Below are 14,782 nucleotides of genomic sequence, written 5' to 3'. Positions count from 1 at the left end.
ACTCACCCCCTTTTTATTTCATAAGCTGCTCTGCAAATTTTTTCATTTCTTCTGCTATCATCTTTTTAATTTCTTCCTTAGAAGCACTACTACTCTCTTCCACTAATCCTGTATTTTTCTCTACAAGTATTGAAACTCCATCAAATAAATTTGTCATTCTTCCTAAGAAAAGACTTCCTTTTCCTATAACCATGAAATTCTTTAATGTACCATTCATTATATGCTCTATACCATGACCTATTATTGGAACTCCTGATGGAATATGTCCTTGAGTAGGTGCAAAACCTGGATATCCATGTTGTTTTACGAAATTAGGCAATTCTTTTCTATCTAGCTGTCCACTCTTAACTGCCAAAGCTCCTATCATTTTGTAATTTTGTGTTGGAACATCACCTGCACCTGCTGGTTCAGTTATATCAGGTGTTTGCATTTCTGGAGCATATTTATCTACATCTGTAATTTTCATTCCATTACTTGTTAAAGGATTTAATACTAGAGCTTCTATTACAGCTTGAGGTGCTGCACCGTGACCTATAGTATGTCTTCCTATTATATCGGTTCTAAGTACTGGACTTACGCCATCATTTTCTGACACAAGTACTGCAAATCCGCCTATACAATCTTCAAGAACTGGTATTTCTTTCTTTATATGATCCTTGCCATTCATACCAAGTTTTGCGGTACATCCTCCTGCAAATATTATTACATTTTTATATATTCCTGATTTTACAAGAGCAGATGCTGTTATTAAAGCATGAGTTGGGCCTGCACAAAATCCTCTCATATCCACTCCTGTAGCACCTTTTATTCCTGCTATTTCTCCACAAGCTTTGGCTATATTTCCGCCACCTCTTTGATTCATATCACCAATAGCTTCTTCTGAACATTCTATTAAATAGCCTACTTCATTTACATCTACTCCGGAAGTTTTTACAAGATGTAATAATGCTAAAACTCCTGATGCCTTAACCACAAGATTTTCAAGCATTAAGTGAGATGAAAGATTAGTATCAAATTCATGTGCTCTCTTAATACATCCTACAAGCTTACCATTTTCATATAGTCCTTCTGCTACTTTGTCATTTACCAATTTTTCTATAACAGCTTCATCTTCTCCTAATTTTAAATCTTCTGCCTTTGCATTTAAAATTGGATGTGCTTTAAACTTTTCCTTAACCATTTCAGTAAAAGACTTTTCAAGAATTACTAAATCAAATACATCTGAAATTTTTAAAAGTCCATAGAACTCATCTTGAGGCATTATTTCACCAAATTTTCCAAACCTTGATGCACCTTCAATATTACTTGTATGCCATGGTCTTTTTAATTCACTTAATTGTTCTGGAGTTAAATTTCCTATGTATGTTTGATTTGGTGCATAACCTACTGCATCTTCAAAAGATCTTAAATGATTTTTTAATTCCTTCAAATAATCTGAATCTGGGTTTGTTTCCCTTTCTAATGTTTGAGTAGTACCATTGTGTATTACCATATCTGGTGTATTTACCAAAATATAAGAAGCTTTTTTTACAACTGGAAAACTCATTTATAAACCCCTCCTTATTTCTAATTGAAATCTATAAAATTAGCCTATGATTTTAAAAAATTAATAGTTAAGAATGAAGAGTTAATAGTTAATATGGATTTTTTGCGACAGTTAAAAATCATCCTTCACTATTAACTCTTCATTATTAGTTCTTAACTTTTTTTATTTTTCAAAGACTGTTTGTTTGTCTACTGGTGTTTGTAGAGCTTTTAATGCTCTCTCTACCAAATGATATCTTAATTCAAACTCATCCTTAGCATCTAATGATGGATTTCCAAGTGGATGAGGTATTGCTATTGTAGGAACTATTCTATTTGCCCCTACTGTTAAAGATATTGGAACTACTGTACACATGTGAACTATTGGAAGTCCAGCACGTTCAATTTCTTTTACCATTGTTGCACCGCAACGTGTACAAGTTCCTCAAGTAGACGTTAATATAACTGCATCAACTCCGTCAGCTATTAATTCTTTAGCTATATTCTCTCCAAATTTTTTGGCAGAAGCAACAGCTGTTCCATTTCCAACAGTGGAATAATAATATCTATGAAGAGAGCCTATTTTTCCTTCCTTCTCCATCTTTCTTAAAACATCCACTGGTAGAACTCTATCTGAATCAGCATTAGCATAAGTTGGATCATATCCTCCATGTGCTGTTTCATTAGTTTCATCTGTTAAGTTTTCAATTCCTTCTATGTCATACTTTCCAAACTTTGAAGCACTTGATGATTCGATATGATCTGGGTTTCCTTTTGGAACTATACCACCAGATGTTACTATAGCTATCTTTGCCTTTGCAACATCTGCTACTGGAGCAACAGGATCTACTCTATCAAATACAGGCATTTTAAATTCTGTAACAAATTTTTCTCCACTTATTTTCTTTATAAGCATATCAACAGCTCTTTTTGAGCCTCTTTCTTCATGAAAATAATTTTTTCTTATTCCTCTTTCTATGAAATGTTCTTCTTCAGGTGATCCTATTTCTTCACCTTTAGCAAGCTTTAATGCCAAGTTTACTATTTTAGGAAGGGCATCTCTCATACCAGCAGCACTATTTTTAGTTTCTACTATATATATGTCTTTTTTATATAGATCCACCCCTGGATTTTCAACATACATAGCTGAAATTACTGGTATATTCAACTTTTCTGAAACTTCTTTAGCTATAGAACCACAAGCAACACCATATCTTCCAGCATTAAATGCAGGTCCTGCTATAAATAAATCTGGATTGTACTTTTTAATCATTTCTAATACTGCAGCCTTAGCCTCTTTTTCATTTTCGTTATAATAAGAATCACCGCACACTACTGTAGCGACAATTTCAGCATCACCTTTTTTTAACAATCCATTAAGTCCCATTCCAGGACCTACAAAACCTTCCTTAATTTCTGGCTTCACATCTGCTTTTTCTTCTCCACCTATACCGCCATAAAATTGATTTATATAATGAACAACTTTAAGCATCTAATATTCCCCTCCTTTTTAGGACTTTCACATATTTAAACTATTTTTATTAAAAATCGACTATTTTTACTAATTAAAATTTTGAATACTGATCTCTTACAGTTTTAACTTCTCCAATAATAGCATCTACATCAAGAACCATCTCCATCATTCCGCACTGCTCATCATAAACAGCAGCATCACATTCATCTTTTATTTCTGGTTCAACCATATGGTAAACTGCTAAACCTAACTCTACTCCAGCAAGTGGACCTGCAAATGTTGGGTCTCCAGCACTTACTGTTTCTGCTGAAAGTCCTGAAGCTTCTGCCTCTGCTCCTCCAATTACTACAACTATATTTTCTGCACCATGTTTTTCAGTTAAATCTTTTACTCTTTGTTGGATCTCCAGATCCATAGCACCTGCGGCTGTTCAAACAAAGCATTCTGTTGATGCAAAAACAACTTCTGCTCCAGCTGATTTAACACAAGCTTCAATAGCTGGTCCTGGTATTCCGTCTCTATCTCCTACTGCTATAACTTTTTTTCCTTGTAACATATATAATCACCCTTCTTTCAATAATTTTATGATAAAGCCTATATAATCCTTGCAATTTAGAATCCTTTAGCTGTTAATTTATTAAATCCAACTTCACTAGTAGCTCCAGTTATAACTTGAATTTCAGCCTCTATAGAACCATCTTCTCTTAAACTTCCTACATGTCCTCCAGCTATTACATTTGCTGCTTCTGGATGCCCTATTATTTTTTTCATTGGTGGTAATACAACAACTTCATTAGCATTTCCTCCAGTAACTACTGCATCACCTTTTGGTGTTGAATCAGCTAATGATTGTGAACTTCCATCTTGTCCTGCATATTCATCTGTAATTAATACAGTTTTCACACCCAAATCGCTTATTTTATTGCAATTCATAACTAAGTCTGCATCTGGATTACCAAATCCTTCTTCTGATATAATTACTGCATCAGCTCCTAAATATTCTACTAACTTAGCAGTATAATTTGAGGATCTTTCCTTATCTGCAAGATAAACATTCTCATTTGTTATGATACAGCCTAAGAAATTATAATCTTTTCCATGATGCTCATATAGGTCTTCAATTACTGGGTGATTCATATGGACATAACTTGGATTCTTATCGCAAGCAGATACACAGTTTCCACTAACAATAGCTCCATCAAACATTTCTGTTGGATATATAAATGTTGGTATTATTTTCTTTGCATCCACTCCATAAACATATGTGTCATGTAAAAGTCCTTGACTTTGAAGCATATAAACATATATTACCTTTGGAAGATTAGGATATTGTTTAACTTGTTCTAATAATGGCAATGTTTCATATGTTTTAATTTCATCTGGTTTTATGTTCTTTCCAGCCTGACCAATATAAGTAGCAGCTTTAAATCCAACCATTCTTACTGCTTCTTCATGCTCGTGCTGTTTAACCCCTTCTTTTGGTTCACAAGTTATTACTAAATTGTTTGTCTTTGAAAATGGAGTATATTTTGCTCCTTCTCCACTCATATCTATAATACCTTCTTGGAATCCAACTATTTTTCCAGTAGTTACTATAGCTGCACCCTTTAGCACATGAGTTCTTCCTGAACCAACCATATCTACTTTGCTTATAAATCCTGGGAATATTCCACCTTTGCCTTCTACCTTAACTCTTGGCTCAATAACATCTTTTACAGGTATTATTCTTGTTTCTTCACCTGGTTTTGCAATGTCAAACTCAATACTTTTAAGTCTTTCATCTCCACCTACTTCTTTTAACAGTTCTTCTTTGTTTACATAAAGAATTCCACTTTCAACTTTTGTTTCAGCTCCAAATTGAATGTCCTTTACATAAATTTTTCCAACTTCTAAACGCAAAGTATTCACCTCCAAATTTATTTCAATAGGTACAAAATTGCCTATTGCTATCAATAATACTGATTGTTACAATTGTTAACTATTTTAATTTTTAATAGTATTAAAATTTACTTGTATTTTTTATTTATATATATTAGGATTTTAATGAACGTTACTTAATTTTTGACAAGGTGATGATGATTTTCATCTAAATCTTGTCTTTTTTTATTATAGTGTGTCATAATATGTTTTTATAAAACTTTCCACATCTTCTAATGAAGTAATTTTGTCAGCAGTAATTGTATTTGCTTTCTCTCCATTTTTATAAATTATCATTGTTGGTAGTCCTAGTACCTTTTGTCCTATAGCAAGTCTTCTTGCAGTACTTATGTTTAAGCTTGAGAACTTTATTTTATCTCCATACTTTTCTTCTAAGCCATGTACTCCTGGCATAAGTTCTTTACATATTTCACATTTATCTCCCCAGAAATCAACAAATACTGGTTTTTCAGTATAATTTAAAACTTCGCCTTCAAAATTCTCCTTGTTTAATTCAATCATTTTTTAACCTCCTAAATATTTTATTTATGTTCTTCTAAATAACGCTCAGCGATAGTTGCTGCTATAGCACCATCTGCTGCTGCAGTTATTACCTGCCTTAATGATTTTTTTCTTACATCTCCTGCTGCAAAAACTCCAGCTACATTAGTTTGCATATCTTCATCTGTTATAATATAACCATTCTCCATGTTTAACTTTCCTTCAAATAGAGCTGATATTGGATCATATCCTACAAATACAAAGCATCCATCTACTTTTAATTCACTATTTTCACCAGTTAATTTATTTTTTAATATAAGTTTTTCTAATATTTCATCGCCTACAGCTTCTTCTATAGTTGAATTCCAAATAAAGTCTATTTTAGGATTAGCAAAAGCTTTTTCTTGTAATGATTTTGCTGCTCTTAATGCATCCCTTCTATGAACTACTGTAACCTTTTCTGCAAATTTTGTAAGATATATTGCCTCTGTTATTGCAGAGTCTCCTCCCCCTATAACAGCTACATCTAAATCTGTAAAAAAGTCAGCATCACAAGTTGCACAGTAAGAAATTCCTTTTCCTCTAAGTTCAGTTTCATTTTTAAAGCCTGAAAGTTTAGGATTTGCTCCTGTAGCTATTATTATAGTTTTTGCTTCATAAGTTTCCTTTTTGCCTTTTACAACTTTTATGTCACCTTCTAAATTTACTTCTACTATTTCATCCTTTGTAAATTTTGTTCCAAAATCTTCTGCCTGTTTTTTCATTCTCTTACTTAAAGTTGTTCCTGTACATTCCTCTATGGAACCTGGATAATTTTCCAATTCATCTGTAGTTGTTGCCTGACCACCATATTTTGCCCTTTCAATAATTAAAGTATTCATCCTAGATCTTGCTGCATAAAGTCCTGCTGATAACCCTGCTGGTCCTCCTCCTATTATTAGAGTGTCATAAATTTGTGCCATAAAATTACCTCCTGCCTTTTAAAAATCTAATCCAGAAAATTCTCAATTTTAAAAATAGTTTTAACCACTAAATTATGTTAATGCATGATATATTAAATCATAATCTATAAGCTGAAAATCTTCTATTACCTGCTTAGTCCAATTGGGTATTCCATAATTTTTTAAAAATTTTTCAGTAGTATGTATAGCTTCTTCTATATACCCTAAGGATTTCATGTCTACTACACTGTGATTGTTCTTAGATATAACTACTGTTCTATATGGAGTTTCATTAGGTTTAATACTACTCATTAAAGGATGAGTTAATAATTCATGTCCTTTATGGATATAATCTCTAACCTTTGTGTAGACCTCCATAGTAGTACCATCTATGAAATCCACCTCATATACATCACCTAATTTATTGTTACTCATAGGATTATTTGTAATGATTATTACCTCTTCCACCACTTTTTACTCTCCTTTTGCAAAAATTAAATATAAGCAATCTTTACTTTACAAAATAAAAACAGGGGTATAAAACTTCCGTTTTATACCCCTGTCCTTTAACCTGAGAGATTTACTCCTTCGGTGCTTAACGCTTCCCAGAGATTTGTCCGTTTTCGGTCCTTTTGCCTGAGAGGTTCATATTATTACGGTAAAAACAATACTTACTCCTTCGGCTATCCATTGAAGGATACTATATATTTAAAATATATAGCTAAGCAAACTCTTAAAGTAAAACTTTGTTAAGTTTTCTACTTAATCTCCCGAAAACATCATCCTAATTTATTAAGTTTTTTTATAATCTTCTTTTCAATTATTATTATATATTATAGTCACATTTTTTTCTATAATTTTTGAAAACATTTTCTATTGTATTTTTTTATAGCATTTATTTTGTTTTCGGATACATAACATCCATTTAAACCCATATATCATGCAATTTTTTATAATTACTGACTATTATTTTATCTATTTCCAGACATATGAATAAGTGAATTCATAGTTTTCTTTAAAATGCCATATTTTATCACATATAAAAATAACATTTATTTGTAACGTCATTTACAAATAAATGTTATTTATGGGTTATCGAGTATTAACAGTAATTATTTTTTTAACAATTTTATATTATAATCTTATTTAATGCAGATTATTTATAGTAAATTATCTAATCTTTCTTACTATATTTCACTACAGGATTTCTAGCAGCTTTTACTTCGTCTAATCTTTTAATTGGTGTGTTATGTGGTGCATTTATTAATATTTCAGGATTTTCTCTAGCTTCTTCAGCTATTTTTATCATGGAATCTATGAAGCCATCTAAAGTTTCCTTACTTTCCGTTTCTGTAGGCTCTATCATCAATGCACTATCGATAATTAAAGGAAAATATATTGTTGGTGGATGATATCCATAGTCTAATAACCTTTTAGCTATATCAAGAGTACTGACACCTTCAGGTGCATCCTTTAAACCTGCCATTACAAATTCATGTTTACAAATACTATCTATAGGCTGATTATAATAATTCTTCAATTTACCTTTTATATAATTAGCATTTAACACAGCTATGTCACTAGCTTTTTTAAGTCCTTCTGCTCCCATTGTAAGTACATAGGAATAAGCCTTTACTATGACATTAAAATTACCATAAAAACTTTTAACTTTTCCAATAGAATAAGGCTTATCATAATTCAAAGTATATTTTTCCTCTTTCTTTTCTATAACAGGTACAGGTAAAAATTCAGCTAACCTCTCTTTTACTCCTACAGGACCACTTCCTGGTCCTCCACCTCCATGTGGTGTTGAAAATGTTTTATGAAGATTCATATGAACTACATCAAATCCCATATCTCCAGGTCTTGCTTCTCCCATAATAGCATTTAAATTTGCACCATCGTAGTAAACAAGACCTCCAGCTTCATGTACCATATCTGATATCAATTTAATATTCGAATCAAAAAGACCTAATGTATTTGGATTTGTTAACATTAACCCTGCTATTTCATCATTCAATACAGATTTTAAAGATTCTATATCCACAAGTCCTTTTTTATCAGATTTTACTTCAACTATAGTGAAACCAGCTACATTGGCACTGGCAGGATTTGTTCCATGGGCAGAATCCGGAACTATGATTTTTGTTCTTTTCAAATCTCCTCTTTTTCTATGATAAGATTTAATTATCATAAGTCCTGTAAGTTCTCCATGAGCACCTGCTGCTGGCTGAAGTGTAACATAATCCATACCAGATATTTCTGAAAGTTTACTGCTCAAATCATACATTATTTCAAGTGCTCCTTGTACAGTATCTTCACTTTGATATGGATGAATGTTTAAAAACTGTGGGTTGGAAGCTATATCTTCATTTATTTTAGGATTGTATTTCATGGTACAAGAGCCTAAAGGATAAAAACCATTATCTACTCCATAATTCTTATTTGCAAGAAGTGTAAAATGTCTTATTACATCTGGTTCACTAACCTCTGGAAGTTCCACCTCACTAGTCTTTAGCATATCTTTAGGAATTAAATTTTCAACAACTTCACATTCTACATCACATTTAGGAAGTGTATAAGCCACTCTTCCTGGCTTTGAAACTTCAAAAATCAATTTATTATATTCTTTCATTTATACTCCCTCCATTACACTTACTAATTTATCAATCTCCTGAGCTGTCCTTTTTTCTGTTACACAGAAAAGCAGTGCATTTTTATAGGAAGCATAACTTTTACCTAAAGGATAACCTCCAAGTATTTTATTTTTCAGTAATTCATCATTTATAATTGCTGGTTCCTTTTCACTTACTACTGCAAATTCCTTAAAGAAAGGTTTATTAAATAGAGGTTTAAACTTTCCTGATTTAGTGATTTTATTAAAGGCATAATGAGCTTTTTGTGTACTTTGATAAGCTACTTCCTTGATTCCTTTTTTACCCATGGTAGTAAGATATATTGCCGCAGTCAAGGCATTTAAAGCTTCATTTGAACATATATTAGAAGTTGCTTTTTCCCTTCTTATATGCTGTTCCCTTGCTTGCAAAGTTAAAACAAAACCTCTTTTTCCATCTAAATCTTCAGTTTGTCCTACTATTCTTCCTGGCATTTTACGCATAAGCTTTGCTTTAGTTGCCATAAAGCCAACATATGGACCTCCAAAACTCATATTGTTTCCTAAACTTTGTCCTTCACCAACTGCTATATCCGCACCTAATTCTCCTGGAGATTTCAATATGCCAAGGGATATAGGGTCCACACTCATAATAAGTAATGCCTTATTGTCGTGAGTAATTTTTTCTACTTCCTTAACATCCTCTATTATTCCAAAGAAATTAGGATTTTGTAATATAACTCCTGCTGTTTTATTGTCAATAGCTGATGTTAATTTTTCTAAATCAGTAACTCCATCTGCTATATCTATTTCCATTAATTCTATATCTTTAAATTTTGTATAAGTTTCTAATACCTTTATAGTTTCTGGATGAACAGTCTTGGATACTAATATTTTCCTCTTCCTTGTGCTATCAACTGCCATTAAAGCTGCCTCTGTACAAGCAGTTGCTCCATCATACATAGAAGCATTAGCAGCATCAAGTCCTGTAAGTTCACAAATCATACTTTGATATTCAAATATGCACTGTAATGTTCCTTGGCTTATTTCTGCCTGATAAGGTGTATATGCAGTATAAAATTCTGATTTGGAAACTATATGTTTAATTAAAGCTGGAATATAATGATCATAAGCACCTGCACCTAAAAAGCAGGTAAGTTCATTTGCGCTTAAGTTTTTATCAGCCAAAGTATCTAGATATTTTGAAAGTTCTAATTCTGACAATCCCTCTGGTAAATTTAAAGCTCTTTTAAGTTTTATACTTTCTGGAATATCTGAAAAAAGGTCATCTAATGAATTTAAGCCAATACTATCTAACATTTTCTTTTCATCTTCAGGAGTTACAGGTATATATGGAAACATATTATTCCTCCTTACCACACAAATCTTCATAAGTCTTGCTGTCCAATAAATCATTTAGCTGTGCTGTATCTGAAATACTAATCATTATTATCCAGTTCTCATAAGGGTCTTCATTTACTAATTCAGGTGAATCAACTAAGTCTTCATTTACTTTAACTATTTTTCCACTTATAGGCATATATATGTCTGATGCTGCCTTTACAGATTCAACTACTCCAAAAGCTTCTTCTGCATTAAATTCAGAATCCACCTCTGGAAGTTCAACAAATACAATATCTCCTAAAGAATGTTGTGCAAAATCTGTAATACCTATATAAGCCTTATCTCCTTCAACCTTTACCCATTCATGATCTTTAGTGTACTTTAAGTTTTCTAATAATTTCATTTTTATTCCCCCTCATTAACACTTTATTTTTTATTTGATAAAACATTAATTTTGCTGCTTAATTCAAATAAATATAAAAAGGTTTTATATTTTACAACTGTTTTTTATAATTTTTTTTATAAAACTTTTTATCTATTATTTCAGCCTTAGCTCCTTTGTTTCTAATAATAATTTCTATTTCTTTTCCCAAACCTGCATAATCTGCTTTTATAAGAGCAAGACCTATATTTTTATTTAAAGATGGTGATTTATATCCTGTAGTGACAAAACCAATTTCTTCACCGTTCACTTGAACCTTATATCCATGCCTTGGAATTCCTCTGTCCTTCATTTCAAATCCCACAATTTTTCTTTTCAACCCTTGGGATTTCTGTTTCATCAATGCTTCCTTGCCTATAAATTTATCCTTATTTAACTTTATAAAAGTACCAATTCCTGCTTCCAAAGGACTTATATCTTCAGTAAGCTCATTGCCATACAAAGGTAAACATGCTTCAAATCTTAAAGTATCTCTACAACCAAGCCCCACAGGTATTAGGCCATCATCTTTTCCAACCTCTAGAAGTTTAACCCATGTGCTTTCCCCATCTTTAGCATTACAAAATATTTCAAAACCATCTTCGCCTGTATAACCTGTTCTTGATATCATGCAATCAACATTATTAACTTTTACATTTCTTTCACAGTAAAAAAACTTTATATTTTCTAAATCTATATTTACAACCTTCTGTAATATCATCTGCGCTTTTGGCCCTTGAATAGCGAATTCACAAATATCTGGAGATATGTTTGTAATATCTACATATAAATTATCTTTATGATCCATCATCCATTTAAAATCTTTATCTATATTTCCTGCATTAATAACTAAATAAAAATAATCATCAGCATATTTATACACAAGTATGTCATCTACTGTTCCCCCATTTTCATAACACATTGGACTATAAAGTGCCTGATTATTCTCCAATGTAGAAGCATCATTAGTGATTATGTTTTGTACAAATTTTAAAGCATCTTTCCCCTTAACTTCTACTTCTCCCATGTGTGATACATCAAAAATACCTGCTGAATTGCGTACTGCTTCATGTTCAACAATTATACCTTGATACTGAACTGGAAGTGCCCATCCTGCAAAATCTATAATTTTGCCTCCATACCTTGGATAGACATCAAACAATGGTGTTTTTTTCAAATCTCCCATAATTAATCCCTCCTTGAATTATATATAAAAAAAGACATAACGATACTTCTATCATCATGTCTCTGTTTAACACTGTTAGCTATGTAATACAATCTTAGGAAAATATATACTCACTATTCAGAGTTCCATCCAGTATAAATCCCTTTGCCTGAGAGTTTTTATAAAAATACTTCTTTTTTATATTTCCCCGACGGCTACCCATTCAAGGATATCTCTTTATACTTTCATCTGTCTTTATTTAATTATAATTAAATTTTATAAGTTCTATTACATTATATTATACAACTGCATTTTTTTCAATACTTTTTAACTTATTTGTTATAAATTTGAAGTTTAGTTTTTTAATTAAAAACCTTCTATGAAAAATACACCACAAGCACCTGCTCCTGCATATACTCCAACTACACATCCTACTTCACATTCAATGAACTTATTATTTTTTTCTTTCAAATCTTCTCTTAAGTTATCTAAAATATCTTTATTTTCTACATGCAAAAGTACAGAGGTTTCCCCCTGCTTTATACCTTTTTTATCTAAATAATCTAGTATAACTCTTATAGCTTTTTTACTTCCTCTTACCTTATCTATTACAATCAATTCTCCATTTTCTATAGAAATTATGGGTTTTATCCCCAAAATATTTGCTATGGTCCCTGCAGTTTTAGATATTCTACCACCTTTAATCAGATTGTCCATTGTTCCAAATGCCAATACGCTTTTTACATGGGGAATTAAATTTTTAATTTCTGTTTCTATATCATATATTCCTAAACCTTTTTCTTTTAATTCGGCTGACTTCATAGCTAAAATTCCAAGACCTGATGTAACATTAAAACTATCTATTACTACTATATCTTCTGTTTCTAATGTATCTTTAGCTATACAAGCTGATTGATACGTACCACTTAACTTTGATGAGATATGTATGGATACTATCTTATATCCTTGATCAAGATACTTTTTATAACATTCCATAAATCTTTGTGGATTTACCTGTGCTGTTGTTGGAAAATCTTTATTTCCATCCATTTTAGATAACAGTGTATGTAAATTTATGCCTACACCATCTTGGTAAGTTTCTTCACCAAAACTAACAAGGAGTGGAAGTACTTCAATATCATATTTTTCTACTATATTTAATGGCAGATCTGATGTACTATCCGTTATTATCTTTATTTTTTCCATACCTTAACTTCCTCCTACTTCATGGTTGGAAAATCCATCTGTCTTAATGCCTCATATGCAACAATAGCTACTGTATTAGATAAATTTAATGATCGAGTTGTAGTATTTATCATAGGTACTCTTATACATCTTTTGGGATCACTTTTTCTTACACTATCTGGAAGTCCACAAGACTCTCTGCCAAATACAATAAAATCCCCTTCTTTAAATTCTACTTCATGATAGAAATTATCACCATGTGTAGTAGAAAAATAGAAAGTTGAATCCTTATATTTTTCTCTTAATTCTTCATATGATTCATAAACTTCAAGATCTAGGTATTTCCAATAATCCAATCCTGCTCTTCTTAAATGTTTTTCATCTAAACTAAAACCTAAAGGTTTTATCAAATGAAGTTTACAATTTGTAAGTACACAAGTTCTTGCTATATTACCTGTATTTTGTGGTATTTCTGGTTGAAATAGTACTATATTTAAATTCAAAACATCACCCAACTTTTTATACAGCATGATTTAAGTTATATTTACTCTAAGCTGCAAATTGGGCTTACACCTACCTTTCACTTTTAAAGTTATAAAATTTTTTTAGTTGAAAACAAATAGTGGATAGTTAGAAAAGTCATCCTAGACTTATTAATTTCTCTACTATCCAATATTAATTACAAATTACTTTATAATTTGTTTAAATAATTAAAGCTTAATAGCCTTATACAATTATAAATTACATAAATATATTATCTCATAATAACACAAGAACAAAAAGGTGTAAATATAATACTTCATTTTATGTTAACATTTTCTAAAAGCTTTTTATGAATCTGAACTTTGCTTTAAATATTTTATTATACCGTTAGATATGTTTTCAGATAACCTTTTTAAAACCTCATCTTTAGATAGCTTGTCCCTATCTTCATTGTTAGTTATAAAGCCACATTCTACTAAAGCACAAGGTATTTTACTATATCTCAATATTGCAACATTCTGCTTTTTTATACCCTTGCTTTCCCAGTTATCACTTTTTACAGCTTCTTTCTCTAAAGTATTTGCCAATTTTATTCTTTCATCCTTTTCATAACCTTGTACATCATAATACAAGGTTGTTATTCCTTTAAAGCTTGCATCACTAATGGAATTTACGTGAATAGATACAAATACAGTTCCAGATGATGCATTTACTCTTCTTCCAATTTCCTTTAAAGGTATAAGTTCATCCTTATTTCTTGTAAGAACTACTGTATATCCTTTGCTTTTCAAATACGCTTCCGCATATTTAACCATTTTTAAGGTTAAGTTTTTTTCATACAAATTTTTATAGCTTGTACCATTATCAATTCCACCATGCCCTGCATCTAATACTATTACATCTTTGCTTATATTCTGATTTACCTTAGTATCAGTTGATTTTTTTGTTCCATTTTTATCTACAGCCATTACTACAGGTTGAACTTGTGTCACTTTATCTTGTTTTATATTTATTACAGTTTTTCCAAATAATAACATTGATAAGGTAAAAAAAATACAAGAAAATGTGAATCTTTTTCTATTTGCAATTCTCATGTTTTAATCTCCTTATAATTTTTTGTATAATATATTTAATTTTTTAATTACAAATTGAATATTTATATTATACCATCTGTTGTAAAATTATTCCATATTTTTTCTCTTATAGTATATTA

14 protein-coding genes and 2 riboswitches are annotated in these 14,782 nt (G+C 31.1%); all 14 genes read right to left on the bottom strand.

Annotated elements, in window-relative coordinates; genetic code table 11:
* Window positions 1-13: 13 nt before the first annotated feature.
* Window positions 14-1,546, bottom strand: coding sequence for a glycine/sarcosine/betaine reductase complex component C subunit beta (grdC, locus tag Q6H37_RS01435; protein ID WP_318738832.1), 1,533 nt, complete (start codon window positions 1,544-1,546; stop codon window positions 14-16).
* A 162-nt stretch (window positions 1,547-1,708) separates the two neighbouring features.
* Window positions 1,709-3,016: a glycine reductase complex selenoprotein B gene (grdB, locus tag Q6H37_RS01430; protein ID WP_318738831.1), complete on the bottom strand. Its 1,308-nt coding sequence runs from the start codon at window positions 3,014-3,016 to the stop codon at window positions 1,709-1,711.
* 73 nt (window positions 3,017-3,089) lie between these two features.
* Window positions 3,090-3,554 carry a glycine/sarcosine/betaine reductase complex selenoprotein A gene (gene grdA, locus Q6H37_RS01425; RefSeq protein WP_318738830.1) on the bottom strand — a complete coding sequence of 155 codons (465 nt, stop codon included), beginning with the start codon at window positions 3,552-3,554 and terminating at the stop codon, window positions 3,090-3,092.
* A gap of 56 nt (window positions 3,555-3,610) precedes the next feature.
* The gene (locus Q6H37_RS01420; protein ID WP_318738829.1) at window positions 3,611-4,897 is read right to left on the bottom strand and encodes a glycine/sarcosine/betaine reductase component B subunit; all 1,287 of its coding nucleotides are present in this window, start codon (window positions 4,895-4,897) and stop codon (window positions 3,611-3,613) included.
* 207 nt (window positions 4,898-5,104) lie between these two features.
* Window positions 5,105-5,437 (bottom strand): thioredoxin family protein, encoded by a 333-nt coding sequence (locus Q6H37_RS01415; RefSeq protein ID WP_318738828.1) that lies wholly within the window; start codon window positions 5,435-5,437, stop codon window positions 5,105-5,107.
* Between the two features lie 20 nt (window positions 5,438-5,457).
* Window positions 5,458-6,378, bottom strand: a complete 921-nt coding sequence (gene trxB, locus Q6H37_RS01410; RefSeq protein WP_318738827.1) for a thioredoxin-disulfide reductase — start codon at window positions 6,376-6,378, stop codon at window positions 5,458-5,460.
* 72 nt (window positions 6,379-6,450) lie between these two features.
* Window positions 6,451-6,828 (bottom strand): GrdX family protein, encoded by a 378-nt coding sequence (locus Q6H37_RS01405; protein ID WP_318738826.1) that lies wholly within the window; start codon window positions 6,826-6,828, stop codon window positions 6,451-6,453.
* 143 nt (window positions 6,829-6,971) lie between these two features.
* Window positions 6,972-7,140, bottom strand: a riboswitch (glycine riboswitch).
* A gap of 391 nt (window positions 7,141-7,531) precedes the next feature.
* Window positions 7,532-8,992: an aminomethyl-transferring glycine dehydrogenase subunit GcvPB gene (gene gcvPB, locus Q6H37_RS01400; protein WP_318738825.1), complete on the bottom strand. Its 1,461-nt coding sequence runs from the start codon at window positions 8,990-8,992 to the stop codon at window positions 7,532-7,534.
* Complete coding sequence (gcvPA, locus tag Q6H37_RS01395) at window positions 8,993-10,333, bottom strand: aminomethyl-transferring glycine dehydrogenase subunit GcvPA (RefSeq protein WP_318738824.1); 1,341 nt, start codon at window positions 10,331-10,333, stop codon at window positions 8,993-8,995.
* A gap of 1 nt (window position 10,334) precedes the next feature.
* Window positions 10,335-10,718 carry a glycine cleavage system protein GcvH gene (gene gcvH / locus Q6H37_RS01390; protein ID WP_007060575.1) on the bottom strand — a complete coding sequence of 128 codons (384 nt, stop codon included), beginning with the start codon at window positions 10,716-10,718 and terminating at the stop codon, window positions 10,335-10,337.
* 91 nt (window positions 10,719-10,809) lie between these two features.
* Complete coding sequence (gcvT, locus tag Q6H37_RS01385; RefSeq protein WP_318738823.1) at window positions 10,810-11,922, bottom strand: glycine cleavage system aminomethyltransferase GcvT; 1,113 nt, start codon at window positions 11,920-11,922, stop codon at window positions 10,810-10,812.
* Window positions 11,923-12,048: 126 nt separating this feature from the next.
* Window positions 12,049-12,150, bottom strand: a riboswitch (glycine riboswitch).
* A 117-nt stretch (window positions 12,151-12,267) separates the two neighbouring features.
* Window positions 12,268-13,107 (bottom strand): DegV family protein, encoded by an 840-nt coding sequence (locus Q6H37_RS01380; RefSeq protein ID WP_318738822.1) that lies wholly within the window; start codon window positions 13,105-13,107, stop codon window positions 12,268-12,270.
* Between the two features lie 14 nt (window positions 13,108-13,121).
* Window positions 13,122-13,589: a tRNA (cytidine(34)-2'-O)-methyltransferase gene (locus tag Q6H37_RS01375; protein WP_318738821.1), complete on the bottom strand. Its 468-nt coding sequence runs from the start codon at window positions 13,587-13,589 to the stop codon at window positions 13,122-13,124.
* A gap of 327 nt (window positions 13,590-13,916) precedes the next feature.
* Complete coding sequence (locus Q6H37_RS01370; protein WP_318738820.1) at window positions 13,917-14,663, bottom strand: N-acetylmuramoyl-L-alanine amidase; 747 nt, start codon at window positions 14,661-14,663, stop codon at window positions 13,917-13,919.
* Between the last annotated feature and the right edge of the window lie 119 nt (window positions 14,664-14,782).

Origin of the sequence: Clostridium sp. JS66, assembly GCF_033561535.1 — a bacterium.
Classification (GTDB): domain Bacteria; phylum Bacillota; class Clostridia; order Clostridiales; family Clostridiaceae; genus Clostridium_AM; species Clostridium_AM carboxidivorans.
Note: the sequence above shows the minus strand (reverse complement) of the source record. Positions and strands in the feature narration are given on the sequence as shown.

Coding starts and splice junctions, on each gene's coding strand:
- grdC (WP_318738832.1), bottom strand. CDS start 1,546: ATGAGTTTTCCAGTTGTAAAAAAAGCTTCTTATATTTTGGTAAATACA.
- Q6H37_RS01415 (WP_318738828.1), bottom strand. CDS start 5,437: ATGATTGAATTAAACAAGGAGAATTTTGAAGGCGAAGTTTTAAATTAT.
- trxB (WP_318738827.1), bottom strand. CDS start 6,378: ATGGCACAAATTTATGACACTCTAATAATAGGAGGAGGACCAGCAGGG.
- gcvPB (WP_318738825.1), bottom strand. CDS start 8,992: ATGAAAGAATATAATAAATTGATTTTTGAAGTTTCAAAGCCAGGAAGA.
- gcvPA (WP_318738824.1), bottom strand. CDS start 10,333: ATGTTTCCATATATACCTGTAACTCCTGAAGATGAAAAGAAAATGTTA.
- gcvH (WP_007060575.1), bottom strand. CDS start 10,718: ATGAAATTATTAGAAAACTTAAAGTACACTAAAGATCATGAATGGGTA.
- gcvT (WP_318738823.1), bottom strand. CDS start 11,922: ATGGGAGATTTGAAAAAAACACCATTGTTTGATGTCTATCCAAGGTAT.
- Q6H37_RS01380 (WP_318738822.1), bottom strand. CDS start 13,107: ATGGAAAAAATAAAGATAATAACGGATAGTACATCAGATCTGCCATTA.
- Q6H37_RS01370 (WP_318738820.1), bottom strand. CDS start 14,663: ATGAGAATTGCAAATAGAAAAAGATTCACATTTTCTTGTATTTTTTTT.